Origin of the sequence: Lactococcus petauri (assembly GCF_002154895.1) — a bacterium.
GTDB classification, from domain to species: Bacteria; Bacillota; Bacilli; order Lactobacillales; family Streptococcaceae; genus Lactococcus; species Lactococcus petauri.
In genome coordinates, this window is sequence record NZ_MUIZ01000003.1 from 291,306 (window position 1) to 316,323 (window position 25,018).

At 39.0% G+C, this 25,018-nt stretch carries 22 protein-coding genes; 11 read left to right on the plus strand and 11 right to left on the minus strand.

Annotation, left to right across the window (positions count from 1 at the left end):
* Window positions 1-26: 26 nt before the first annotated feature.
* From BZZ03_RS06465 to BZZ03_RS06495, 7 genes are all read right to left on the minus strand, one after another.
* The gene (locus tag BZZ03_RS06465; RefSeq protein ID WP_019291927.1) at window positions 27-647 is read right to left on the minus strand and encodes a lysophospholipid acyltransferase family protein; all 621 of its coding nucleotides are present in this window, start codon (window positions 645-647) and stop codon (window positions 27-29) included.
* Between the two features lie 121 nt (window positions 648-768).
* On the minus strand, window positions 769-1,380 hold the full coding sequence (locus BZZ03_RS06470) for an HAD family hydrolase (protein ID WP_086582805.1): 612 nt from the start codon (window positions 1,378-1,380) through the stop codon (window positions 769-771).
* A 17-nt stretch (window positions 1,381-1,397) separates the two neighbouring features.
* Window positions 1,398-1,847 (minus strand): D-aminoacyl-tRNA deacylase, encoded by a 450-nt coding sequence (gene dtd, locus BZZ03_RS06475; RefSeq protein WP_019291929.1) that lies wholly within the window; start codon window positions 1,845-1,847, stop codon window positions 1,398-1,400.
* A 54-nt stretch (window positions 1,848-1,901) separates the two neighbouring features.
* The gene (locus BZZ03_RS06480) at window positions 1,902-4,127 is read right to left on the minus strand and encodes a RelA/SpoT family protein (RefSeq protein ID WP_003133614.1); all 2,226 of its coding nucleotides are present in this window, start codon (window positions 4,125-4,127) and stop codon (window positions 1,902-1,904) included.
* Window positions 4,128-4,251: 124 nt separating this feature from the next.
* Window positions 4,252-5,007: a 16S rRNA (uracil(1498)-N(3))-methyltransferase gene (locus BZZ03_RS06485; RefSeq protein WP_019293237.1), complete on the minus strand. Its 756-nt coding sequence runs from the start codon at window positions 5,005-5,007 to the stop codon at window positions 4,252-4,254.
* Window positions 5,008-5,009: 2 nt separating this feature from the next.
* Window positions 5,010-5,963, minus strand: a complete 954-nt coding sequence (gene prmA / locus BZZ03_RS06490; protein ID WP_019293238.1) for a 50S ribosomal protein L11 methyltransferase — start codon at window positions 5,961-5,963, stop codon at window positions 5,010-5,012.
* Between the two features lie 24 nt (window positions 5,964-5,987).
* The gene (locus BZZ03_RS06495) at window positions 5,988-6,452 is read right to left on the minus strand and encodes a DUF3013 family protein (RefSeq protein WP_017368678.1); all 465 of its coding nucleotides are present in this window, start codon (window positions 6,450-6,452) and stop codon (window positions 5,988-5,990) included.
* A gap of 137 nt (window positions 6,453-6,589) precedes the next feature.
* Here BZZ03_RS06495 and BZZ03_RS06500 point away from each other — a divergent pair, with 137 nt between their 5' ends.
* Window positions 6,590-7,063 carry a GNAT family N-acetyltransferase gene (locus tag BZZ03_RS06500; protein WP_019293239.1) on the plus strand — a complete coding sequence of 158 codons (474 nt, stop codon included), beginning with the start codon at window positions 6,590-6,592 and terminating at the stop codon, window positions 7,061-7,063.
* Window positions 7,064-7,085: 22 nt separating this feature from the next.
* Window positions 7,086-8,354: a replication-associated recombination protein A gene (locus tag BZZ03_RS06505; protein WP_086582806.1), complete on the plus strand. Its 1,269-nt coding sequence runs from the start codon at window positions 7,086-7,088 to the stop codon at window positions 8,352-8,354.
* Between the two features lie 10 nt (window positions 8,355-8,364).
* On the opposite strand, the gene BZZ03_RS06510 is transcribed toward BZZ03_RS06505, so the two are convergent.
* Window positions 8,365-10,158 carry a heavy metal translocating P-type ATPase gene (locus tag BZZ03_RS06510; protein ID WP_086582807.1) on the minus strand — a complete coding sequence of 598 codons (1,794 nt, stop codon included), beginning with the start codon at window positions 10,156-10,158 and terminating at the stop codon, window positions 8,365-8,367.
* A 374-nt stretch (window positions 10,159-10,532) separates the two neighbouring features.
* On the opposite strand from BZZ03_RS06510, the gene rpmF reads away from it, so the two are divergent.
* Complete coding sequence (gene rpmF / locus BZZ03_RS06515; protein WP_003135292.1) at window positions 10,533-10,706, plus strand: 50S ribosomal protein L32; 174 nt, start codon at window positions 10,533-10,535, stop codon at window positions 10,704-10,706.
* A gap of 30 nt (window positions 10,707-10,736) precedes the next feature.
* Window positions 10,737-10,886, plus strand: coding sequence for a 50S ribosomal protein L33 (rpmG, locus tag BZZ03_RS06520; RefSeq protein WP_003135293.1), 150 nt, complete (start codon window positions 10,737-10,739; stop codon window positions 10,884-10,886).
* Window positions 10,887-11,027: 141 nt separating this feature from the next.
* Here rpmG and BZZ03_RS06525 read toward each other — a convergent pair whose 3' ends face one another.
* Window positions 11,028-12,248: an MFS transporter gene (locus BZZ03_RS06525; RefSeq protein WP_046401171.1), complete on the minus strand. Its 1,221-nt coding sequence runs from the start codon at window positions 12,246-12,248 to the stop codon at window positions 11,028-11,030.
* 235 nt (window positions 12,249-12,483) lie between these two features.
* Between BZZ03_RS06525 and BZZ03_RS06530 the strand changes: the two genes are divergently transcribed.
* The 4 genes from BZZ03_RS06530 (at window position 12,484) to BZZ03_RS06545 (ending at window position 17,728) form a co-directional block, all read left to right on the plus strand.
* Window positions 12,484-13,377, plus strand: a complete 894-nt coding sequence (locus BZZ03_RS06530; protein WP_086582808.1) for a choloylglycine hydrolase family protein — start codon at window positions 12,484-12,486, stop codon at window positions 13,375-13,377.
* Window positions 13,378-13,607: 230 nt separating this feature from the next.
* Complete coding sequence (locus BZZ03_RS06535; RefSeq protein WP_003133604.1) at window positions 13,608-14,138, plus strand: TetR/AcrR family transcriptional regulator; 531 nt, start codon at window positions 13,608-13,610, stop codon at window positions 14,136-14,138.
* A gap of 46 nt (window positions 14,139-14,184) precedes the next feature.
* On the plus strand, window positions 14,185-16,890 hold the full coding sequence (locus BZZ03_RS06540) for a YhgE/Pip domain-containing protein (protein WP_086582809.1): 2,706 nt from the start codon (window positions 14,185-14,187) through the stop codon (window positions 16,888-16,890).
* Window positions 16,891-16,990: 100 nt separating this feature from the next.
* Window positions 16,991-17,728: a MerR family transcriptional regulator gene (locus BZZ03_RS06545; protein WP_086582810.1), complete on the plus strand. Its 738-nt coding sequence runs from the start codon at window positions 16,991-16,993 to the stop codon at window positions 17,726-17,728.
* Between the two features lie 18 nt (window positions 17,729-17,746).
* Here the strand turns inward: BZZ03_RS06545 and BZZ03_RS06550 are convergent, their stop codons facing one another.
* Entirely contained in the window at window positions 17,747-18,232 is a 486-nt protein-coding gene (locus tag BZZ03_RS06550; RefSeq protein ID WP_019292105.1) for a YkgJ family cysteine cluster protein, read from the minus strand.
* Between the two features lie 282 nt (window positions 18,233-18,514).
* Here BZZ03_RS06550 and BZZ03_RS06555 point away from each other — a divergent pair, with 282 nt between their 5' ends.
* The 3 genes from BZZ03_RS06555 to plsX all read left to right on the plus strand — a co-directional run bounded on the left by BZZ03_RS06555 (window position 18,515) and on the right by plsX (window position 22,135).
* Entirely contained in the window at window positions 18,515-20,143 is a 1,629-nt protein-coding gene (locus tag BZZ03_RS06555; RefSeq protein WP_086582811.1) for an ABC-F family ATP-binding cassette domain-containing protein, read from the plus strand.
* Between the two features lie 75 nt (window positions 20,144-20,218).
* Window positions 20,219-21,028, plus strand: a complete 810-nt coding sequence (locus tag BZZ03_RS06560) for a Cof-type HAD-IIB family hydrolase (protein WP_019292104.1) — start codon at window positions 20,219-20,221, stop codon at window positions 21,026-21,028.
* Between the two features lie 114 nt (window positions 21,029-21,142).
* The gene (gene plsX, locus BZZ03_RS06565) at window positions 21,143-22,135 is read left to right on the plus strand and encodes a phosphate acyltransferase PlsX (protein WP_086582812.1); all 993 of its coding nucleotides are present in this window, start codon (window positions 21,143-21,145) and stop codon (window positions 22,133-22,135) included.
* Window positions 22,136-22,172: 37 nt separating this feature from the next.
* Here the strand turns inward: plsX and mgtA are convergent, their stop codons facing one another.
* On the minus strand, window positions 22,173-24,770 hold the full coding sequence (gene mgtA, locus BZZ03_RS06570) for a magnesium-translocating P-type ATPase (RefSeq protein ID WP_086582813.1): 2,598 nt from the start codon (window positions 24,768-24,770) through the stop codon (window positions 22,173-22,175).
* Between the last annotated feature and the right edge of the window lie 248 nt (window positions 24,771-25,018).

A 25,018-nucleotide genomic window follows, 5' to 3' on the forward strand; every position in this document is an offset into this window, starting at 1 on the left:
ACCTCAAAAATATCAATACAACTGTATCATTTAGCAACGTATTTGTAATTTGGATCGATTTCCTTATCGAGTTGAGCAAATGCAGCTTCCAAACGGCGATTTACTTCTTCGATACCTTCAGCATTTGCTTTTTTAATATCTGAAATATCAATAGGTTCCCCAAAATTCAATTGTACTTTTTCACGCTTAAAAATACCCTTCATTGATAAAGGACCTTGATAAACAGCAGGAACAATCCGAACTTTTGCCATTTTAGCGATAATCGTAACACCGCCTTTGAGTTCGTTGGAGTGCCGTGAACCTGTTGGAAACATGATGAGAGATTTGTCTGATTTTTTTAGCATCTTTACCGGATACTGAATGACTTCACGTCCAGGATTTTCACGATCGACTGGGAAAGCCCCACATTTTTTAATCCACCACGCAAAGAAAGGATTTTTAAAAAGCTCTTTCTTGGCCATAAAGATAAACTGTTTTGGACGTGTCGCAAAAGCCATGTAAACAGGATCAAGAATCATGCGGTGTGGCGCTACCAAAATATAATTCTCAGACTTGTCTGGAATGCGTTCCGTATGATGGTATGTAGCCTTACCATTAAATATGAAAAGTAAAAAGCGAACTAAACCGCGTAAAAATATATAAAACATAACTGTAGAATACTCCTAAAAATATTTAGCTTTATAAATTTTATACTATTTACTTCAATTTGGCTAGTCAGAAAAGCAAAAAAACTCCTTCTGGAGTTTTTATTTATCAATTGACTTGACGCTAATCAATTTCTAAGTCGAGAATGGTCTGAGGCTTTTGGAGATGAATTGTTTGGAGCCCCACCTTCTGTGCTCCCACTATATTAGCTAAATTATCATCTATAAACAAAGTTTCCGCCGCCTGTAAACCAGAGTATTCTAAAACCTCTTTAAACCCAGCCATATCTGGTTTTCTCAGGTGTAAACTATGTGAATAAAACACCTGTTTAAAGTAAGACTCCAAAGTTCTTCCCGTTTGTTCTGAGCATCTTTTTTCAAAACATTTTGCATGGATACTGTTAGTGTTTGAAAAGAGAAAAATGTTATATTTTTCAGAAATTCTTTCCAGATAATTCATCCGCTCTGAACTGAAATCTTTCAAAATAAGATTCCAAGCTTCTTCTATCGCCTCATTATCCACATCGACTTTTGCTTCTTCTCGAAGGCGGTCACAAAATCCTTCTGGTGTAATGAGTCCCAACTCCAAAGCTTCGAAAAAATCCGCCTGTTTTTTCAAGGTGAAATAATCTTCGAAATCTGAAATACCTAATTTGTGGAATTGCTGTATCATTCTTTCAAAATCTAGATCAAGAATCACACCGCCGAGATCAAAAATGATATTTTTAACTGTCATCGATTGTCCTCTGCTTTCTATTTTCGTGCACTTTTTGTATCAATAATTATTGTTACTGGCCCATCATTAATTAAACTGATTTCCATATCTGCACCGAATTCTCCTGCTTTAGTCGGAACAATCTGGTTAAGCTTTTCATTAAATTTAAGATACATCGCTTCTGCATATGCTGGATTCCCGGCTTGCGAAAAGCTTGGGCGTGTTCCTTTGCGAATATCCGCATAGAGTGTAAACTGTGAGATAGAAAGTACTTCGCCAGAGATATCTTGTACAGATAAGTTCATCTTGCCATTTTCATCTGAAAAAATACGCATTTTACTGATCTTGCGTACGGCATAATCTAAGTCAAAATCTGTATCTGCATCTTCTACTGCAACGAGAAGTAATAGGCCAGATGTGATTTGATTTCTGATTTTATTTTCAATTTTTACTGAAGCTTCTTTAACTCTTTGGATTACTATTTTCATAATTTCATTTTAACAAAAAAACTATCCAAAAGGACAGTTTTTTGCTATTTTATGTTAACCATTGGTCCGTTTAACACTATAAACATCTGGTGTCATCTTAATCTTATCAACAATCAAAGTCAAATCAGATAGATTTTTTATTCCAATAGAAAGATGGATATTGGCCATTTTTTTATCCTTTGTTGGATGAGCATTAATTGAGATCAAACTTTTTGTTGTATTAGACAACACTTGAACGATATCATTAAGCAGATTCGGACGATTAAACGCATACACATGGATATTGGCCACGTATTCTTTAGTGAGGTGTTGTGAATCATCCCATTCTACATCAATCAGACGTTTTTCATAATCTTCTTGACTGCGAACATTTTTACAGTCTGCGCGGTGGATGGAAACCCCTCGACCTTTAGTGATATAGCCGACAATCTTATCCCCTGGCACAGGGTTGCAACATTTACTGATATGCACCAACATGCTATCAACGCCAGAAACACTCACACCACCATCATGGCGAATTTTCATGACATTTTTATTTTTGTTTTCGCGTTTGACTTCGCCCTTCATTAGTTGTTCAGATTCAGCTTTCAGCTTTTCTTTCTCAACTTTACGGCGCTCACTTTCTGTCAAACGATTGAATACAGAAGTTGCTGATATTTCCCCAAAACCAACTGCGGCAAACAGGGCTTCACTGTCCCGATAACTTAATTTTTCAAGTACTTCGTCCAGATGTTTTTTATCCAAATATTGGTTCGGTGTGAAACCATTCTCTGCAAGTTCCGTTTGCAGCATTTCACGACCTTTGTGGATAGAGAGTTCCTTATCTTGACTCTTGAAAAATTGCTTAATCTTGTTACGGGCTTTATTGGTCTTAACGAGCTTAATCCAATCACGACTTGGTCCAAATGACGTTTTGGAAGTAATAATTTCTACTTTATCACCTGTTTTCAGAACATAATTCAGCGGTTGCATCCGCTCGTTAATCTTCGCACCTGTTGCATGATCTCCCACTTGCGTATGAATAGCATATGCAAAGTCAATAGGACCGGAGCCAGCTGGCAATTCCTGAACTGCTCCTGTTGGTGTAAACACATAAATTTTGTCGCCAAGAATATCTTCCTGAACTGCTTTAACAAATTCCTCTGCGGAGTCACCTGATTGTTCTTGAAGTTCCACCAATTCGTTAATCCAGTTTAGTGTTTCCGAAATCTCATGAACGTCAACTTTAGCTTTACGCCCTTGCTTGTAAGCCCAGTGTGCTGCGACCCCGTACTCAGCAATCTGATGCATCTCATGGGTTCTGATTTGGAATTCCATCGGCCCCTTAGGACCGTAAACCGTGGTGTGAACAGACTGGTAACCATTAGCTTTAGGGTTAGCAATATAGTCCTTGAAACGCCCAGGCATCGGTTTCCATAAATCATGGATATACCCTAGTGTCGTGTAAACGTCGCTTGTCGAGTTTGTCAAACAGCGAATGGCAATAAGGTCATAAATTTCATCAAAACGCTTTTTCTTATCGTGCATTTTACGATAAATAGAATAGATATGCTTTGGTCGCCCATAGATTTCAGCGTCAACTTGTGCATCTTTCATACGCTCATTTAGCTTCTCAATCACTTCTTCAACTAAATTTTCACGCGCTGCACGTTTTTCGTTCATTAAGCCACGGATACGATAGAACTCTGTTTCATTAAGATAACGGAAAGAGAGATCTTCAAGTTCCCATTTAATGCTTCCAATACCCAAGCGGTGTGCAAGCGGCGCATAAATCGCCATAGTCTCACTTGAAATACGTTTTTGTTTGTCTGGTCGGAGATTTTTGAGAGTGCGCATATTATGAAGACGGTCGGCAAGTTTGACCAAGATAACTCGAATATCCTTGCTCATTGCCATCAACATCTTACGGTGATTTTCCGCAAGTTGTTCTTCATGCGATTTGTATTCTACCTTACCAAGCTTCGTTACTCCATCAACAATATTCGCAATCTCTTCACCAAAAAGTTCCACCAAGTCTGACTGTATAAAGTTAGTGTCTTCAACAACATCATGCAAAAAGCCTGCCGATACAGTTGCTGCATCAAGCTGTAGTTTAGCTAAAATTCCCGCCACTTGGATAGGATGGATAATGTAAGGTTCTCCGCTTGCACGATACTGTTCAGCGTGAGCTATTGATGCACACTGTAAAGCTTTACGTACCAGCAAGATATCTTTTTCATTCATGTATGCGGAAGCAAGTTTAACCACTTGATCTCCGGTAAGATTTGGTTCTGAGGGCATATTTTATTTCCTGTGAAGTAGCTCCACTTTCCTCCTTGATATATTTTTACTATTCTAACACATTTCTGCCTATAAATTTACGCTTTTAGTCCTTAAAGCGCGAGTTTTCGTCTCTTTGTTCGGTTTATTTCAACAAATCAAAGTAAGTTGAAAAGGCCGACAAGGCGTAGAGCGGTGCTGTCTCAGCACGCATAATACGCGGTCCAAGCCCGACAATCTCTGCACCTGCTTGTTCAAATAGCGCAATCTCTTCCGGTGCAATACCACCTTCTGGTCCAAAAAGCAGCAAAACTTTTTGGCCTGGTTTTAAACTCGCCATACTTTGAGCCAACTTCGCTTGCTCCCCTGCTTTAGCAGATTCTTCATAAGCAATTAAAACTTGGTCAAATTGAGAAAATGTAGCAACCAGTTCAGACAGTTTTTCAAAAAAACAGATTTCTGGCAATATTTGACGGCGAGATTGTTCTGCAGCACCCAATACAATTTTATCTAATTTTTCCTTCTTTTTAGCAAGCTTTTTGCTGTCCCATTTGGCCACAGACCATTTGAAGGGCGCAGCCCAGATTGCACTTGCGCCAAGTTCCGTTGCCTTCTCACTGATAAATTCTAATTTATCGCCTTTAGGGAAACCAAGCGCTACAGTAATGTGAACTGGAAGTTCCGTTTGCACTTCCAGTACCTCTAATAAACGTACCGTACATAGCTCGCTAGAAACAACTTCGGCAAGGCCCACTTTCCCCTCTTCAAAAACTAGCTGTATCTTCTCCCCCACACTCGTCCTCATGACTGTAAAAATGTGATGAACAGCTGCCTTATCGTCAATAGTAAAGTCTTCACCAATTTCTGGTTGCTTTTTGAACACAAAATATTGATTTGCCATACTTAACCGCCAATTACCCCTTCACGGTTTTCTGTCTTTTTGAAAATCACACAGTTCCATTCACCTTGAGTCATACGCGTTTCAAGGAAGAAACCAGCATTTTCTGCGGATGCAATAACTTTATCTGCCTTATCAGCGATGATACCACTCATAATCAAATAACCTTCATCTTTGACGAGACGGAAAGCGTCGTCAGTCATAAGTACAAGAATATCTGCCAAGATATTTGCTACGATAACTTCTGCTTGTTGCTCGATACCCTCCAATAAATTATTGGCTGAGATTGAAATTTTATCCGTATTTGGGTTAAGCTCGATGTTTTCACGTGCTACACGCACAGCAACTTCATCAATATCATAGGCATGAATTTCACTTGCGCCAAGATAAGCGCTAGCTACAGAGAGCACACCAGAACCTGTACCTACATCCAAGACCGTTTCGCCACCGCGAATTATTTGTTCTAGAGCATAAAGACTCATTTTTGTTGTTGGATGCGTACCTGTACCAAAAGCCATCCCTGGATCAAGGCGAATCAGCTTCTCCGCTGAAGATTGTGGAGTATAATCTGTCCAACTTGGGACAATCGTCAAATCATGAGTAATACGAGCTGGTTCAAAATACTTTTTCCAAGCATCTGCCCAATCTTGTTCTGCAAGATTATTTGTACGTACTTCAACGTTGGTCACGTCAAAGCTTCCTGCTAAAGCATTTACCTTTTGTTCAATATCTGACTTGAGCTCCGTAATTGGCATATTTTCCGGATAATAAGCAGTCACTTCCACCATTTCTGACTGTTCTACCTGAGGAAGCACTTCTCCGAAAAGGTCCTTGTGATTAAGATAATCTGCACTGTCGTTAATTTCGACTCCTGCTGATCCTGCTTCAACTAAAATATTACTGATTGCTTCTTCCGCTGCACGAATGATGCGTACGGTGATACTGTTCCAATTATTCATATTATTGCTATTCTCTTCCTTATATTAATAACGAGGATACTTGAAAAAAGTTGTCTCCTCAAGATTTTCCAAACCTTTTTCAAATTTTTCTTGATCAAATTCAAGCATAAATTCTTCTTCATCGGAATTTAAGAAATCTATCAAAGCATCTAAACCTTCATCCGCTGTTTCTTGTAAGAACTCAACAAAGTAAGCAATATATTCACGAGATAATCCCTTATCTGAATACGCCACACCTGCTAAATAGTCTTCTTCTGAAAACTTCGACTTGTTCGGATTATAAAAAATCACAGCATCTTCATAAAGTACATTTTCTTCTGACTCGACACCATCTGCATCCGAAAGAACAACGCCTTCTGGATTTGCAGCTTCCAAAAGGAAGCTGACTTCGACAGCGAAATTTCTTTTATCCCAATTTATCTCAAAATCATAACTGAAATTCTTGCTCAATTCTTCATCTAAAATATCTAAAAAACCGTACTTTGCCATTTTCTACCTCTTTTTTCTGTTACAAGCAATTTTCTCTCCAATGCTTCGAATTAAAATAGCAATTGGGAGTTTAAACGTCGTAATACTTTTCTGTTATAATTATAACAGAAATAAAAATTATCTCTAGAGAGAAATATATGAAAATCAGACCTATCGAACCCCATGATTTCGCTTATGTGGCTAAAATCGAAAATCAAAACTGGACTTTAAAATCCACACCCTTTGTCATCAACAGCTCTGCTGAGAAAATAATGAAGAAAATATTGAAGGGAACACGTTATCTTCTTGCGGAAGAAGAGGGTGTTATTTTGGGTGTTTTAGATTACGGTCCCCGCAATAAGTCTGAATTTGGTTCACATGTAATTACTTTCGGTGTAATGACTGTAAAAGAAGCAAGAGGAAAAGGTGTGGCGACTCAGCTTATCCAACATCTTATTCACGAAGCACGTACCGAAAAATATGAAAAGATTACTATCAATGCAATGTCAAGCAACCCTACAGCAGTAGCTCTCTACGAGCGTCTAGGATTTCAACTTGAAGGGCGACTCAAAAAAGAGTATTTCATTGATGGTCTCTATGTTGACAGCTTAATTTACGCCTATTATCTCTAGGTAGTAAGGAGAACCGCTTTATATGACACATCAAAATTTAGCTCGCCGAATGCGACCGCGTAATATTGACGAGATTATTGGGCAATCTCATCTTGTTGGCCCTAAAAAAATCATTCGCCGGATGGTCGAAACAAAACTTTTGACTTCCATGATTCTTTACGGCCCTCCGGGAATTGGTAAAACTTCCGTTGCCTCTGCTATTGCTGGCACGATGAATGCCGCTTTTCGTAGTTTTAATGCGACAACAGACAGCAAGAAAAAACTACAAGAAATTGCCGCTGAGGCGGAATTTTCTGGACAACTGGTTCTTCTCTTAGATGAGATTCATCGTCTGGATAAACCTAAGCAAGATTTTCTCCTGCCTCTGTTAGAAAATGGTCAAATTATCTTAATTGGCGCTACTACGGAAAACCCTTATTTTAGTGTTGTGCCTGCCATCCGTAGTCGTGTGCAGATTTTTGAGTTAAAGCCTCTAGAAAGTGATGATTTACAGAATGCTGTAAACCTTGCCCTTGAAGATACGGAACGAGGCTTTAACTTTCATGTTACTCTTGACGATGATGCTCTTTACTTTCTCACACACTCAACCAACGGTGATTTACGCGCGGTTTACAATGCTTTGGAACTTGCCGTCTTATCTTCCGAAAACCATCATGTAACCCTGGAAGATATGGAAAACTCACTTCAACGTAAAGCACTAAGTTTTGATAAAGATGGCGATGCTCATTATGACTTGCTTAGTGCCTTACAAAAATCAATCCGCGGATCTGATGTAAACGCAAGTTTACACTATGCTGCACGTCTAATTGAAGGCGGAGACCTTCAAAGTCTGGCACGAAGATTGACAGTAATGGCTTATGAAGACATCGGTCTTGCCAATCCAGAAGCCGCTGTTCATACAATGTTAGGTTTACAAGCTGCAGAAAAATTAGGGTTTCCTGAGGCAAGGGTACCGCTAGCAAATATAGTAATTGACCTTGCCCTCTCCCCTAAGTCCAATGCCGCTTATATGGCTCTGGATGCGGCAATAGAAGACTTAGGAAAATACGGAAATCTTCCCATTCCTGCGCACTTACAAGACGGGCACTATGCGGGAGCTAAGGATCTTGGGCGAAGTGAGGGTTATAAGTACCCACATAATTTCCCAGAACATTGGGTGAAGCAGGATTATCTACCCGATAAACTGCGAAAAGCAGATTACTTCCACCCTGATAAGATGGGCAAATACGAATGGGCCTTAAATGAACGTAAGAAATGGATCGAAAACCAAAAGAAAAATCGTCAAAACTGACGATTTTTTATTACTTATTCTTAAATCCCTTCAAGGCTCTTAAAGCATAAAGAATCGAAACAACATCAATAACCTCTTGGAAAAGAGCACCGATAATTGCCGGAATAAGCCCTGTAGCAGCAATTAACATCAAGATGACACAAATGATAATCCCAATCAAAACCGATTGTTTCGCAATGGTTAATGTATCACGACTAATATGAACTGCTTTTGTCACGGAAGACAAATCATTTTTCAGAAGCACAATATCAGCTGCTTCACTAGCGACAGTATTGTTTCCTGTCCCGATAGAAATACCGACATCCGCAAGTGTTAAGGCTGGAGCGTCATTGACACCGTCACCAACCATTATTGTCGGATGAATAGTTGAAGCTTGGATTTTGGCAAGCTTTTCTTCTGGTAACATACTACTGTAAACCTCGGTAATCCCTACTTGTGCTGCAATTTTATCGGCAACACGAGCATTATCCCCTGTCAGCATCGTAATGCTCTCAAAACCTGCTTGACGTAAATCTTTAATCACAGCGGGAGCATTGGCACGTAAAGTATCTGAGAAGGTTACTGCACCGATATATTGGCCATCACGTGACACATAAAAAGCTGTTTCAAAATCTAACCCCTCTGGTGCGCCCACAAAACTTGCACGTCCGATTTTAATTAATTGACCATTGATTTGCCCTGTCACACCTAATCCTGCAACCTCACTGAGGCTTTCTAAAGCAAGACTTTGGACATTATGTGACTCTGCATAGCTTGAAACAGCCTTGGCCAAGATGTGAGTGGAAGATTTTTCGATGGTGTAAACAATATTGAGTAACTCTTCTTGCGATATTCCTTCTGCTGGAACAATGGCATCTACTTCGATTTTACCATCGGTAATTGTTCCCGTTTTATCAAAGAAAATTGCCTTGGCTGTTGCAAGTTTCTCAATGATGGTTCCATTTTTAATTAAAAAACCATTTTTTGAGGAACGACTCATTCCTGAGACAAAAGCAATGGGCGCAGCCAAAATCAAAGGACATGGACTTGCGACCACCAATACTTCTGCAATACGGACAGGGTCACCAGAGATAAAGTAAGCAACAGCTGCAATGATGTAGGCCATAATCGTAAATGGCACAGCGTAACGATCTGCTAAACGTACAAAATTTGCCGGCGTTGCTTCTGCTTCACGAACAAGAGCAACGATTTTTTGAAATTGGGATTCACTTGCTGCAACACTTGTGCGGATTTCGATACTGGAGCTACCATTAATTGCACCTGAAAGAATTTCATCCCCTTGTTGTAACTCATTCGGTTTAGTTTCACCCGTTACAGAGGATTCATCCAGAATAGCTGCTTCTGAAAGGAGAACCCCATCGATAGGCACAACTTCCATAGGCTTAATCAAGAGATGTGCCCCTATCTCAACATCATCTAAGTCCATGTCGACGACTTTACCCTCTTGCATGACATGGGCAATATCTGGTGTTTTCTGCAACAGGGCAGACAATTCACGATTGGCACGTCCCGCTGCGTAATCCTCAAGCGTTTCACCTCCAACCAACATTAAAATAATGATTAATGAGGCCCAATATTCTCCTACCAATAGTGTCGCAATAATCGCAGTAATTGCGAGTAAGTCAACACCATAATTTCCTTTACGCAGTGTTTTAACCATCTCAATAAACATTGACAGTGCTAAAATACCACCTGCAACAGTGATGATAAATCGTGCTATCAGAGGTGCGTTAAAAGCAAACTGAGCCAAAAGAGACGCAGCTGCTATGAAAAATACTAAAACAAGTTTTTGCCAGTTTTTCATGTTTTCTCCTTATAAAATAAATTTCCTGAAACTTTGCCCTGTTTGACTCAAAATAGTTTTCATCGAACACTGATTTGCTCGGGATAGAAAAATAATCCTTGTCGCACTTTGATTCCGAAGAACTGAGCTTTTATTTTATAAGTTACAACATTCTTAACTATATATTAGCAAAAAACAGGGAATATTCCCAACCAGACAACTGTCAAAAGTCTTTGTCACTTTATCTATAGAACTTTTTCACCCAATAGCCACCTTAAAAAAACGTCAAGTAAAAATACTTTACAAAGCTTGCTTTTTGAAAAAGATTAGTGTATTATAGTAAAGTACGTTTTTGGGCTTATCCAAAACGAAAAAATCTACGGAGGAATCAAACCATGGCAGTACCTGCACGTCACACTTCTAAATCTAAGAAAAACAAACGTCGTACACACTACAAAATGACAGCTCCAACTGTTACTTTTGACGAAACTACTGGTGACTACCGTCACTCACACCGTGTTTCACTTAAAGGCTACTACAAAGGCCGCCAAGTAAAAGACGCTAAATAAAAACAGTAAAAAAGTCAGAAAGGAACAGTTATGCGCGTAAATATTACACTTGAACACAAAGAATCTGGTGAACGTCTTTACCTTACTCAAAAGAACAAACGTAACAACCCAGACCGTTTGGAATTGAAAAAATACTCTCCAAAACTTCGTAAACACGTTATTTTTAAAGAAGTTAAATAATATTAAACCGCTGTGGCGGTTTTTTGTTTCTCAAGAATACCCCTCATTGAAACTAAAAGGGTACTATTTACCTAGCTTCACAAACAAAAAAACTTCCCAACATCACGCGAGAAAGCTTTTCCTATTTTTTATTATTTAAGATTAAAGCGACCAGTAAACACCTGCACGTAAATTCTTCACCGTCATCATAGCCAAGAAACTTAAAATATAGAGCACGGAGATGAAGAGCATAACAGTCATGATAGAGTAATGTGCCAAGATAAAGCCAATAACTATTGAAGAAAAACCTCCAATACAGCGCCCCGTATTCATAATCACATTATTTGCTGTCGCTCGGACTTCTGGCGGATATAGACGAGAAACTACGGCCCCATATCCTGTAAACATACCATTTGAAAAGTAACCAACGACGGCACCAACTAAAGTTAGTGATGCGAGTGTTGTTGGAATGGTCAAGACATAAACAGCCAAGGATGAAGCGATAAGGAAGAGACCAAAAGCTACTTTCGGACCAAGTTTATCCAAAATTTGACCAAAGGTCAACATACCTAGAGACATCCCGATAATGGTCGCAATCATCCATGAGGATGAGCCAGCGACTGTTAAGTTCAGTTTTTTCTGCATAATTGTTGGGAGCCAGTTCATCAGACCAAAGTAACCAGCGATTTGAACGATCGCCATCCACATCAGAACAAGTGTTTGGTGTGTCAATTGGCGTGTTTTAAACAAGTCGGAAATTTTTCCCTTATTTTCAGTTTTTATGGCTTTGAAAGAATCACTTTCCTTCAAGTGCTTTTGAATAAAGACTGTCAAAACTACTGGCACAAGTCCAAACAAGAACAAGAAACGCCATCCATAAGTGGGTAAGATACTCATTGACAAAATTGCTGCACACATCGCGCCAACTTGTCCCGCAACGGCAACAATCGAAGAAGTTCGACCCAGTTTTTTCTTGCTGAAATTCTCAGCGAGAATAGTCATTCCGACCCCATATTCACCACCGCCACCAATTCCTGCGATAAAACGTAAGATATAAAGCGAGGTAACACTGTGTGAGAAATAAATCGCGCCCGTTGCGAGACCAAAAATGAGAATCGAAAGGGATAACATTTTTACACGTCCAAATTTATCGGCCAGAATCCCAAAAAGAATTCCGCCCAGCAACATCCCCAAGTTAGTTACTGTAGAAATTGCTCCCGCTTCGGTCGTCGTTAGACCAAATTCACCAATAATTGACGATAGTGCGAATGAAAGAAACATGATATCCATGTTTTCTAAACCAAATCCAGCAGAAACCAAGGTTCCTACCTTGACTTGATAGGCGCTCACAGCCTTGGGATGTGCCGATGTGTGTGTTCTCATATTTAATTCCTCCAAATGCCAGATCTCTGCCTGACTTTATTTGCTTTTAGACAGTTTATCACTTTAAAAATTGTGATTCAAGGCTCAGCCAACCTTATACGAAACTAAATCACCAAATGTTCGGCTTTTGCTATAATTTATCTTTATTCTAAGAAAACACGAAGAACTATATTTCCTAGCCCGTCAATAAGACATTTATCCGAAGCTAGGAAAATTTTTTTGCTAGAATAGAAATATGTGTACAAGTATAAAAATGCAAGCTGCTGATGAAAGCATCGTCTTCGCAAGAACAATGGATTGGCATAGCTTTATCCCCGAAGCTCTCGTTCTACCACAAAATTACCAGTGGAAAAGTGTCTATAATAACAGGAATATCTCCAATGTTTATACTATATTAGGAGTAGGACGAAATATTCCGGATTTGCATGCGGATATCTCAGATGGCGTTAACATTTTTGGACTCTCTGTCCAAAAACTTACTTTTTCTAACCACTCAGAATACGCTGAATATGCTCATGAGGATAAATTACAGCTCGCGCCTTTTGAATTTGTCACTTGGGCTTTAGGAAACTGTCGTTCAGTAGCCGATTTGATAAACCAACTTGAAAGTGTCCAACTCATGAGCGACACCTTTTCGCATTATAAATTTGGCCGGAGTGATTTGCACTTCTCCGCTGTCGATCCAACAGGTCGTATGATTAATATTGAACCGCGCAATGGCAGTTTTGAGATTATCGAAAATACAATCGGTGTGGTCACAAATGCTCCTAAATTTGAACGTGAAATCCTCAAGTTACAAGATTATATGGATTTAACTACTCAACCCTTAGCACCTAACCGTATTTCAACTGGGGATTTCAGTGGGAAGCCTGTTTTTCCAGGAGGGTTTACCCCAACCTCGCGCTTCATCCGTGCCACAATTCTTAAAGAACGTGCAATTCTGCCTGCTGATGAACAACAGAATATCAGTGAAATTTGGCACATTTTAAATGCTGTCACTGTGCCCAAGTCTGATGGACGTTCAGATACTTATACTGTTTATCGCAGTGCGGTAGATTTGAATAGCCGTACTTTATATTTTCAAACTTATGATTCTCTTTCCATCATAAGTTATCCATTTCCTGATTAGTTTAAAACCGCCTCAAGCGGTTTTTTGCTCTTTTTCTTCTATAATAATAATAATCTTCTTTAAATGAAATCCCTTTCTTAAAAAAAATCAAAATTTTAACGCAAAATTATAGACGCTCCGTCCATTTTGTGCTATAATTGCATATCGTAAACTCAATAAGGGTTGTAATGATAATCTTTGCTAATTATAGACACGTTGTTCTTTTATATTTTAGTAATAGAGGAGGATTTATGGAAAATAGAAAAGAACGTACGAAATCAAAACTTCGCGATGCAATAACACAACTTTTACAGGAAAAATCGTTCGATCATATCACAACAACTGAGCTTGTGAAGGTTGCCAAAATCAGCCGAAGCGGCTTTTATACGCATTACCAAGACAAGTATGATATGATTGACCAATACCAAAAAACCTTGTTTAATACGATCGAGTATGTCTTTGAAAAAAATAATGGCGATCTTCATAAAACCATGTTAGAAACTTATGAGTTCCTTGATAACAATGAGATTTATGCTGCTTTATTTTCAGAAAATGGCAGTAAAGAAATCCATCAGTTCATGCAAGCCCAACTGAAAAATATTTTGGCACGTTCAATCCTGCCACAAAACCCTAAGCGTGAAAAGCTGGACAAGTTGGAAAGTATCTACACCACAACTTATTATGCTAATGCCATTTTCGGTTTAACTCAAGCTTGGATTCGTCGTAAACGGAAAGAAACACCAGAACAAATTTCTGAACTGTTGATGGCTCTGATTAGCTGATAACAAAAATTAAAACTGCCTTAGATTTACTAAAAGAGGAGAATATGTGAAACATATAAAAAATACTGGGAAACTATTTATTCTGGATTGGAAGCGTATCTTTAAAAATCCAATAGCAATCTTTTTAGTGATTGCTTTGATGTTTATTCCATCCTTATATGCTTGGTTTAATATTAAAGCCCTTTGGGATCCTTATGCGAATACTTCACAGCTCCCAATAGCGGTTTATAGTGATGACCGAACAGAGAAATTCCAAGACAAATCGATTAATATCGGTGACGAAGTCCTGAAAAATCTTAAAGAAAACAAACAACTCGGTTGGAAGTTTGTTGATTCTAAACAAGAGTTGGATAAGGGTGTCAAATCTGGTAAGTACTACGCAGGTATCTATCTGCCAGCGGATTTCTCTAAAAATTTGCTTAGCTTCACCACAGGGGATATCCAGAAGCCTAAAATCGTTTATTCCATCAATGAAAAAATAAATGCTATTGCCCCAAAAATTACTTCGAAAGGTGCGTCTTCATTACAAAGTCAAATTTCCGAAGAATTTATTAAAACGGCAAGTAGCACATTGCTTAAAACTTTTAATGATATCGGATATGACATTGATAAAAACATGGTCAGCATCCAGAAAATTAAAAACACCATTTTATCTACTAACGATAATTTAGATACAATTGACCAATATACTCAACAAGTCGTTGATTTACATGGCAAAATGCCTGATTTGAAAGCGAAGCTCGCTAAGGCAAATGAGTTTATTGACTATTTGCCTGAGGTTGATGCACTTGGTCAGAAAGTGGTCCAATTGGACGACAGCATGCCAACTGTGAAAAATCAGCTTGCAATTATTATGACCTTGCAAGAAAAAATCCCTGAAATTCAAAATGCTGGTAAACAGATCGCAATGATTGACAATGACTTTGCCTCTGTTGAGCAAACCATGAATGAGGGTATCCAAGAAGCCAAACAAGGCTTGACTATTATTCAACAAGTCCAAACTGCCTTGCCAGATATTCGTAAACTTGGCAATCAAGCCAATGAGCTGGCTTCTACTACTTTGGACGGTGCAACGCAACTTCAAAATGCTTTGCCAAGTATTACAAGTAGTGTAGAAGTGACTTTAAAAGCTTTGCAAAATGTGGCTGACAGTACTTCTTCTATTGTTACTACTATAAGACAAGCTATTGAGGATGGGCAACTCACTGATGATGAAAAGGCCAAAATTGATAGTCTAGTCAAAGCTTATCAAGCAAGCGTCCCCCAACAACAAGAGGCAATCAAAAATCTCATTGATTTTCTACAAAAAGCCCAAGAGAGTGCTGGTAATAATGAATTTGATGCCGCTATTAAAAACTTGAACGATTTAAGTGCGCTATTAGGAGACATCAGTACTAGATTAGGTAAGGTTAATGAATTTGTTCAAGCTGGAGATATTTCTTCTATTGAGGCCTACTTAGATCAAATTGATGACCTAGCAAAAAACATTTCTGGTCTTGTTAGCCAAATAGATGTTCAAGATATAACCGCAAAAGTGCAAAACGTCCTCACCCAACTCATCGCCACCATCAAAAATGCCCAAGGTCTCCTAACAAAAGCCCAAGCTATTGATTTTGAATCCTTGCTCAGCTCAACAAGTAAGACGGTTTCTAATGCGATTACCTTGCTTGAAAAGTATCAAAAAGAAATGCCTGCGATTAAGCAAGAAGTTCACGATGCCAACATTATGCTTAACGGCAATATGAACACTATTGTCAACGCGATTAATAAAGGTGCTTCACTTTATCAAAATGAATTGCCAGTTGTGGAGCAAAAACTTGATAAAGCCGCTGATTTTGTCAAAAATGATTACCCGGGTATTCGTAAAGATTTGACAGAAACTTTGGGTACAGTCAACCAAAAAATGCCTGATCTTGAAAAAGCCTTGAATCAAGCAAATGACCTTATCGTCAATGACTGGCCAGGAATCAAAACAGGAATTCGTAAAGCCGCTGATGCTATTCGTAAAGGTGAAAAAGAAGTTGATTTAGGCGAAATTGTAAAACTACTAAAACTTGATGCGACGAAAGAAAGTGACTTCCTGACACAACCTGTTGAGGTCCAAGAAAATGCAGTCTATCCAATCGCAAATAACGGTTCAGCCAGCACACCGTTCTATACTGCCCTTTGTTTGTGGGTTGGCGCTGTCCTCTTCTCTAGTGTCGCTGTCACCGGCTTCCACTTAGAAGGCAAAGATAAACTGCTTTACTCTAAACGTGAACAATTCTCAGCACGTATGCTTACTTTCATCGTGATGGGACTAGGACAAGCGCTTATCGTTACCCTTGGGAACTATTTTGGCCTTGGTGTAGACGTACGTAATCCTGTTTATAGTGTCTTATTTGCCTTACTGATTGCTATAACCTTTATGATCATGGTTTATGTTCTAGTAGCTTTGTTTGGAAATATCGGGAAAGGGATTGCCATTATTATCTTGGTCCTCTCTATTTCCGGTGGGGGCGGGAACTACCCTATTCAAGTCTCTGGTAAATTCTTCCAAGCGATTAACCCTTACTTGCCGTTTACCCATGCGGTCAACCTCTTACGAGAATCTGCTGGTGGTATTTATTGGCCAAACGCTTGGCTTGCCATCATCATCCTCGTAGCCGTTTCTATTGTCTTTTTAGTCGCTGGGCTTATATTCTTCCCACATCTCGAAAAAACCTCTAAAAAGATCTCAGAAATGACCCAACGGAGCCATCTCTTCCACTAATCAAAATAAAAAACTCATATTTTTATGAGTTTTTTTATTTTTTCCTTGACCTTGACCTAAGGTCAAGATATATAATATTAGTATCAATGAAAGGAGCGTTATGCAAAATATTAAAGCTATCACGAAAATGACAGGTTTAACCTCCAAAACTTTGCGCCATTGGGAGTCTGTTGGACTTCTGGCCCCAGCGAGAGACCAAAACGATTATCGTTTATATTCTGAACAAGATATTGCCCAAATTTTTTATATCATGAGCTTAAGAAAGTTGGACTTGCCGCTTGATCAAATCAAAAATGTCCTCTCACAAGATCAAGATGAAAAGAAAACTTTAAGCCAACATTTGATGCGCTTAAATGATCAACTCAAGCACCTTGAAAAATTGATTGAGCATCTGTCACACAAATTAGAAAAAGGAGATTACCACATGAATGAACAAGAATTTGAACTTCTCAAGAGTACGCAACTGAAAGAAAACGAAGATAAATATGGCGCTGAAATCCGTCTAAAATGGGGCAGTGAGCGCGTCGATAAGTCATATCAAAAATATGCCCAAGCCGATCAAGCCAAAATCAAACATTGGCAAAAATCCCACGAAAAAATGATTCACATGTTGGAAGAAGCTTATGAAAACAATGATGATAATCTCGCCAAACAAGCTATTACCCTCCATAAAGAAATCCTGGAACTCTTTTGGCCCGAAGAAACTATCGCTCCGGAAGCACATATTGGCTTAGGGCAAATGTATGTTGAGGATCCTCGCTTCCGTAGCAATTACAACCAAAAACACGCACAACTTCCAGAGTATTTCTTAGAAGCAATAAAAAATTACTACAAATAAAAAAGCCCAAAGGCTTTTTTATTCTATTTTTTTCCGCAGTTTTTCTACAAAAAGATAAGCCGCTGGACAGGTCACTGTGTTTTTCAAGGTCAGATTATTGATTTGATAAATCTTTTTTCGATCTGTATGGGGAAATTCACGGCAGGCCTTAGGACGAACCTCGTAAATACTGCAAAGATTATCACTTCCAAGAAAGGGGCAAGGCATCGTTTGAAAAACCTTATCACCATCCTCATCTATGCGTAAATATTGGGCTTCAAAATCGGCCGCCTTCATGCGCAGATACTTCGAAATACGGGTAATGTCAGCTTCTGTAAAAAGCGGACCTAAGCTCTTACAGCAGTTAGCACAAGCCGTACAATCGATTTCAGCAAAAACTTCATCATGTGTTTCTTTTACAATGTAATCTAGGTTTTTGGGTGCTTTCTTTTTTAAGTTGCCCAAAAATTTCTTATGCTCCTTCTTTTTTTGCAGAGCCAAATCTTTATAATGTTCTATATCCATTTCTTCATCATTATATCATAATCAAAAAAACAAAAAATGCCTGAGTTCACTCAGACATTTTCTGCATTTAGGAGTAGGTTTTATGAAAAATTTTATTGGAATAAAGATATTATAATGGACACGACTTAAGCTAGGCTAAAGCCACACTGAAATAAAACTAAAAGTGCACTTTATCCCAAATTATGCTGTTTCAAAAAGACTTAAAATATGATAGAATAGGGCGATAACCTTTATAAAAGTTAACTTTTATAAATCAATATACTCTAGGAGAAAAATATATCCATGCTTACAGTTTCTGATGTTTCATTACAATTTTCTGACCGCAAGCTTTTTGATGACGTTAACATCAAGTTTACGGCAGGAAACTGCTATGGTTTAATCGGTGCCAATGGTGCCGGTAAATCAACTTTTTTAAAAATCTTGGATGGTGAAATCCAACCCACAACTGGTCACGTTTCAATGGGACCAAACGAGCGTATGTCTGTCCTCCGTCAAAATCACTATGACTATGAAGATCAAACACCGCTTGATGTTGTTATGATGGGTAATGAAAAGCTCTATGCCATCGCACAAGAAAAAAATGCCATCTACATGAAAGAAGACTTTTCGGATGAAGATGGAATGCGTGCTGCTGAACTCGAAGCGGAGTTTGGTGAAATGGGCGGTTACGAAGCCGAAGCCGAAGCAGCTCAACTGCTTCAAAGCTTAGGCATTAAGACTGAGCAACATTATGATCTCATGGCAAATCTGACTTCTGGCGAACACGTTAAGGTCCTTCTGGCACGCGCTCTTTTCGGTAAACCCGACGTCCTTCTCTTGGACGAACCAACTAATGGTTTGGATATTCAAGCGATCAACTGGCTTGAAGACTTCCTTATCAACTTTGAAAACACCGTTATCGTCGTATCCCATGACCGTCACTTCCTCAATAACGTTTGTACTTATATGGCTGACTTGGATTACGGTAAAATCAAACTTTATCCTGGTAACTACGATTTTTGGAAAGAATCTTCTGAGCTTGCCCTTCGTCTGCAAGGAGATGCAAATCGTAAGGCTGAAGAAAAAATTAAAGAGCTGCAAGATTTCATCGCCCGCTTCTCGGCCAATGCTTCTAAATCAAAACAAGCCACATCACGTAAGAAAATGTTGGATAAAATCGAAGTGGAAAGCTTTGTACCTTCTTCTCGTAAATATCCTTTCATCGGTTTTGATCAAGAACGCGAAATCGGGAATGACTTACTCCGTGTAGATAATTTGTCCGTCGAAATCGATGGGGAAAAAGTCATTGACAACATCAGCTTTATCTTAGCTCCTGGTGACAAAACTGCCTTTATCGGTCAAAATGATATCCAAACAACTGCTTTGATTCGTGCCTTGATGGGCGATATCGAATATACAGGTGAAATTAAATGGGGTGTTACTTCATCACGTTCTTATCTTCCAAAAGATAACAGCCGTGACTTTGCGACAGACGAATCTATCTTGGATTGGCTCCGCCAATTTGTCTTAACTAAAGAAGAGGATGACAATACTTACCTCCGTGGTTTCTTGGGACGTATGCTCTTCAAAGGCGAAGAATCTCTCAAGTCTGTTTCTGTCCTTTCAGGGGGAGAAAAAGTTCGTGTTATGCTTTCTAAAATGATGTTGCAACGTGCAAATGTTTTAGTTCTTGATGATCCAACTAATCACTTGGACTTGGAGTCAATTTCTGCACTTAATGACGGACTGAAAAAATTCAAAGGCAGCATTATCTTTGCTTCACATGACCATGAATTTATCAATACGTTAGCAAATCATATCGTTGTTATTTCTAAGAACGGTGTCATTGATCGTATTGGAGAAACTTATGATGACTTCTTGGCTAATGACGAAGTCCAAGCTAAAGTGAAAGAACTTTGGTCTAAAGATTAAGATCAACTTTAAAAGAATAAATTGTTGCTCCGCCAAGACTATCTTGAAGCGGAGTATTTTTAATAAGGGGACAAGATGAGTAATCAATTGAAAATATTTGCGACAGATATGGATGGCACTTTTCTCGACGAAAACCGTGCCTACGATAAAAGTCGTCTACGTGATATTTTAAAAGAATTTAAAAAAAGAAATTATCTTTTTTGTGCAGCAAGCGGACGTCAACTCTTGGCTTTAGAAGAACTTTTTGACGAGTTCCAAGACCAAGTCGCTTTCTGTGCGGAAAATGGCGCCTTGGTTAAATACCAAGGCGAGATTCTCTACAGCAGTATCTTAGGTCAAGATAAGGCCAGCAAACTCGTTGAACTTGTACGTCAAAATCCACACATGCATCGTGATGTTGTTCTCTTTTCAGGACTCAACGGTGCTTATGCACTTCAAACAGCCGATCCACAATTTGTCGAATTTGCCAATCTCTATTATTCTGATTTAAAATTGGTACAATCAGTCCATGATATTGAAGATGAAATCTTAAAAGTCTGTGTGGAGTTTCCACCAGAACAAATCCGCGAATGTGAAGACTGGATAAATGCACAAATGACCGATATTCGTGCAACAACGACCGGCTTCCGCTCTATTGACATCATGTCAGCTGGAATCAGCAAGGCTACAGGCCTCTCACACTTGCTCACACACCTCCAATCAAGTCCAGAGTCACTTACAGCTTTTGGAGATCAAAGCAATGACTTAGAAATGCTGGAATTAGCAGGTACCGCTGTAGCCGTTGAGAATGCTATTCCGGAGGTTTTGAAAATTTCCGATAAGGTTATCGGTCACAATCGCGACGCAGCTGTCTTAACTGAGCTCGAAGCTATTTTGGCACATTAATCAAGAGTATGAGCCTTGCCTCATACTTTTTTGACTGTTTTCAGCCTCAATCATATTGGCTAAAACAAAAGATTTTCGTTATAATTGAACAGAGAAATTATCGGAGGATACACTATGAGAATCGCAATTGATGCTATGGGTGGCGACTTTGCACCCAAGTCAATCGTTAAAGGAATTAATTTAGCAAAAAAAGAATTTCCAAATATTGAGTTTCAGCTCTACGGAGAACCTGAAGCAATTAAAGCACATTTAGAGGATGAAAAAAACGTAAAAATCATCGCAACAACTGAGCTTATCGACTTCCACGATGAGCCAGTAAAAGCTATCCGCAAGAAAAAAGATAGCTCTCTCGTCCGTGCGGTTAAAGCAGTCAAAGATGGTGAAGCTGATGCTGTTCTTTCTGCAGGAAACACTGGAGCTCTGCTTGCTTCTGGCTTATTTATTGTCGGTCGCATCAAACAGATCGACCGGCCAGCTCTTATGAGTACACTTCCTACTGCAGATGGTACAGGTTTCGATATGTTAGATTTAGGTGCTAACGCTGAAAATAAACCTGAACATCTGGCTGACTTTGCTATTTTAGGAAGCTACTATGCGGCCAATGTACGTGGTGTTAAAAATCCTCGTGTAGCACTTCTCTCCAACGGCTCTGAAGAATCAAAAGGTTCAACGATGATTAAAGAAACGCATGCTTTACTCTCAAATATTGAAGATATTAATTTTATTGGTAATATTGAATCGCGTGACATCTTGACTGGAGCAGCTGATGTCGTTGTCGCTGATGGTTTCACGGGAAACGCTGTGCTTAAAGCTATCGAAGGTACTGCAAGTGTTCTGATGCGTCAAATCAAAAACGGTATTATGAATGGAGGCTTCACCACTAAAATCGGTGGTGCTCTTGTGAAAAAAGAACTCAGCAAACTCAAAGACACGATGAGTACCGATAGCGCGGGCGGTGCAGCTTTAGTAGGTGTCAAAGCTCCTGTTATCAAGGCTCACGGTAATTCTAGTCCTGAGGCCATTGTTTCAACGATTCGTCAAATCCATCGGATGCTAGAAACGGATGTTACTGGCCAACTAGTGAAACATTTCGAAGACAAAAACTAATAAAAAAAGCTTTACCATAATGGTAAAGCTTTTTTTATTAGTTGTATTTCTTGTAGTACACATTTTTGACAAACTGTAACAATAAGAGATAAGCAAGGATAATTAGACCCCAGTAGAAGAAGAATTGAACAGGCAAGTGTGCTAAGTCAATAATTGATCCATATGAACTTAAAATCAATGTAAAGCCAACGACAAATGCGCCAATTGTGGAAAGAATGACTGGCAATGAAGGACGACTTTGCAAGAAGGGGACTTTTTTGGTACGCAAGATATGGAAAGCCAAAGCTTGTGTACCTAAGCTGACTGCAAACCAACCTGCTTGGAAAAGGTTAGCATGGGCAACTGTATTGAAGCCAAAGACATACCACAATACAAGGAAAGTGATGATGTCAAAGATAGAAGACACGGGTCCAACAATAAATGCAAAACGGGCAAGACCTTTAGTTTGCCATTTCACTGGACGCGCAATGTCTTCTTCGTCAACATTATCCCAAGGGATTGAAAGTTGACTCATGTCATAAATCAGATTCAAAGTTAAAATTTGTAAACTGAGCATTGGCAAGAAAGGTAAAAAGGCGCTAGCCACCAAGACTGAAAAGACATTCCCAAAGTTTGAGGATAAAGTGATACGAATATACTTCATCATGTTTGTAAAGACTTTACGTCCTTCAGTAACACCCGTTTCCAAGACCTGTAAACTTTTCTCGAGCAGAATGATATTTGAGGCGTCTTTAGTAATATCAGCTGCAGTGTCAACTGAAATCCCGATATCTGCCGCACGTAAACTTGGGGCGTCATTTATTCCGTCTCCCATAAAACCAACCGTGTGAACCTTACGAATAAGTTCAATAATTCGTGCCTTTTGCATTGGATTTAATTTTGCAAAAAGATGTACTTCCATAGCTGTATTGAACAGTTCTTCATCATCCATAAGATCAATTTCACTTCCGATACAATAACGATCAACCGGAATTCCAACATCTTCACAAACTTTTTGCGCTACAATGGCATTATCACCTGTCAACACTTTTACAGTTACACCGTGATTTTGTAAACTATTGATTGCTTTAGCAGCAGATTCTTTAGCCGGATCCAGGAAACCGATAAATCCGACAAGTGTCATATCACGCTCGCTATCAGAGTCAAAGTCTTCTAGTTCATCATCTGAAATGATTCGTTCAGCAATAGTTAAGACACGCATGCCTTGCATATTCATTTCACGGTTGACTTCTTTCATCTCTGCTAAACGTTCTTCCGTAATTTCAACACGTTTCCCGTCTTCCATTACATGTGTACAGATGGCTTGCATCTCCTCAACGGCACCTTTTGTGACCATCAAGTTTTTATTATCGGTTTTTACAACGACAGATAAAAGACGACGTGAGAAATCAAAAGGAATCTCATCTACTTTTGTAATATTTTCATCAGGCAATTCACGGCCCAATTTTTTGAAATAGTCAATGACAGCAACGTCCATCAGATTTTTCCAACCGGTTTGGAAGTTAGAATTGATAAAAGCGGAATTTAATACTTCATCTGCCTTATTGCCACGAGAATTTACATATTCAACCATAACGACACGGTCTTCTGTAATTGTGCCTGTCTTGTCTGTACAAAGTATATCCATCGAACCTAGATTCTGGATAGCAGATAGATTTTTTACAATGACTTTTTCTTTACTGAGAGCCACTGCACCTTTAGCCAAGTTCGCATTGACAATCATGGGCAGCATTTCAGGTGTAAGACCGACAGCTACGGCGATGGCAAAGAAGAATGATGTTTCGAAATCGCCTTTTGTTACCCAGTTCAAAACCAAAACAACTGGGAACATAATCGCAACTAAAGTCAATAGAAGACGACTTACACGGCTCAATCCTTTATCAAAAGCGGATTCAACCTTTGTTGCTGTAGCTTTACTGGCAATATCACCGAACATGGTAGAAGCACCAGTTTTAACGATTAAAATCTCACCATTTCCTGATAAGACATCAGTTCCCATAAAGAGAACATTTGGAGCATCAAGTGCTGACGTAACTTCCCAATCAATTTGCTCATCTTCATCTAAATCCTCCGGCAAACGCTTCTCGACTGGGAAAGATTCACCGGTTAAAGAGGCTTGATTGATAAAGAGATCTCGGTGTGAGAGCAGAATAGCATCTGCTGGAATCATATCTCCCGTTTGAAGTTGAATAATATCTCCTGGAACAACTTCGTCCATTGGGATTTCAAAATTTTCCGCTCCACGTTTAACATTTGTGGTATTTTCAATCATCTCATGTAAAGCGATTGAAGCTTTTTGTGACTTGTATTCCTGTACAAAACTAACACCAGCAGATACGGTAACCATGAGCAACATGTAAAGTGCTCCCTCCATATCTCCTGTCAATGCGGAAACAACCGCCAAAAAAGCAAGAACAAAAACAAATGGATTTTTAAAAGCATGGAGCAGAATAATATACCATGGAACGGGTTGCTGACTTGCAACCACATTCGGTCCGTATTCGTCTAAGCGTTCCTCAGCCTGTTCAGCGTTCAAACCCGTAAAACTCGTGTTTAAACGTTCAAAAAGCTCGTCACGATTCAACTGTGCCAACTCTTTAAGCACATCGTTTTTGTTTGTTTTCATTTTTTGCATACTTGCACCTCCCTCGTTTCTAGGGCGTAAACCTTTAAAAAGTTTACTTTTCTTTTATTATGGTGTGGTTTGCGAAATTCCTCTCTTTATTCTACTACAAATTATAGGATAGTCCTATGAAGTTACTTAATCGAAATTATAAAGTAATTTATTATACATACATGAACACACTTCACTTCTTAGTGTTATATTTGTAACCAAAATCAGATGAACCACATGTAAACTTAGTTGACACATTCTTGACAACT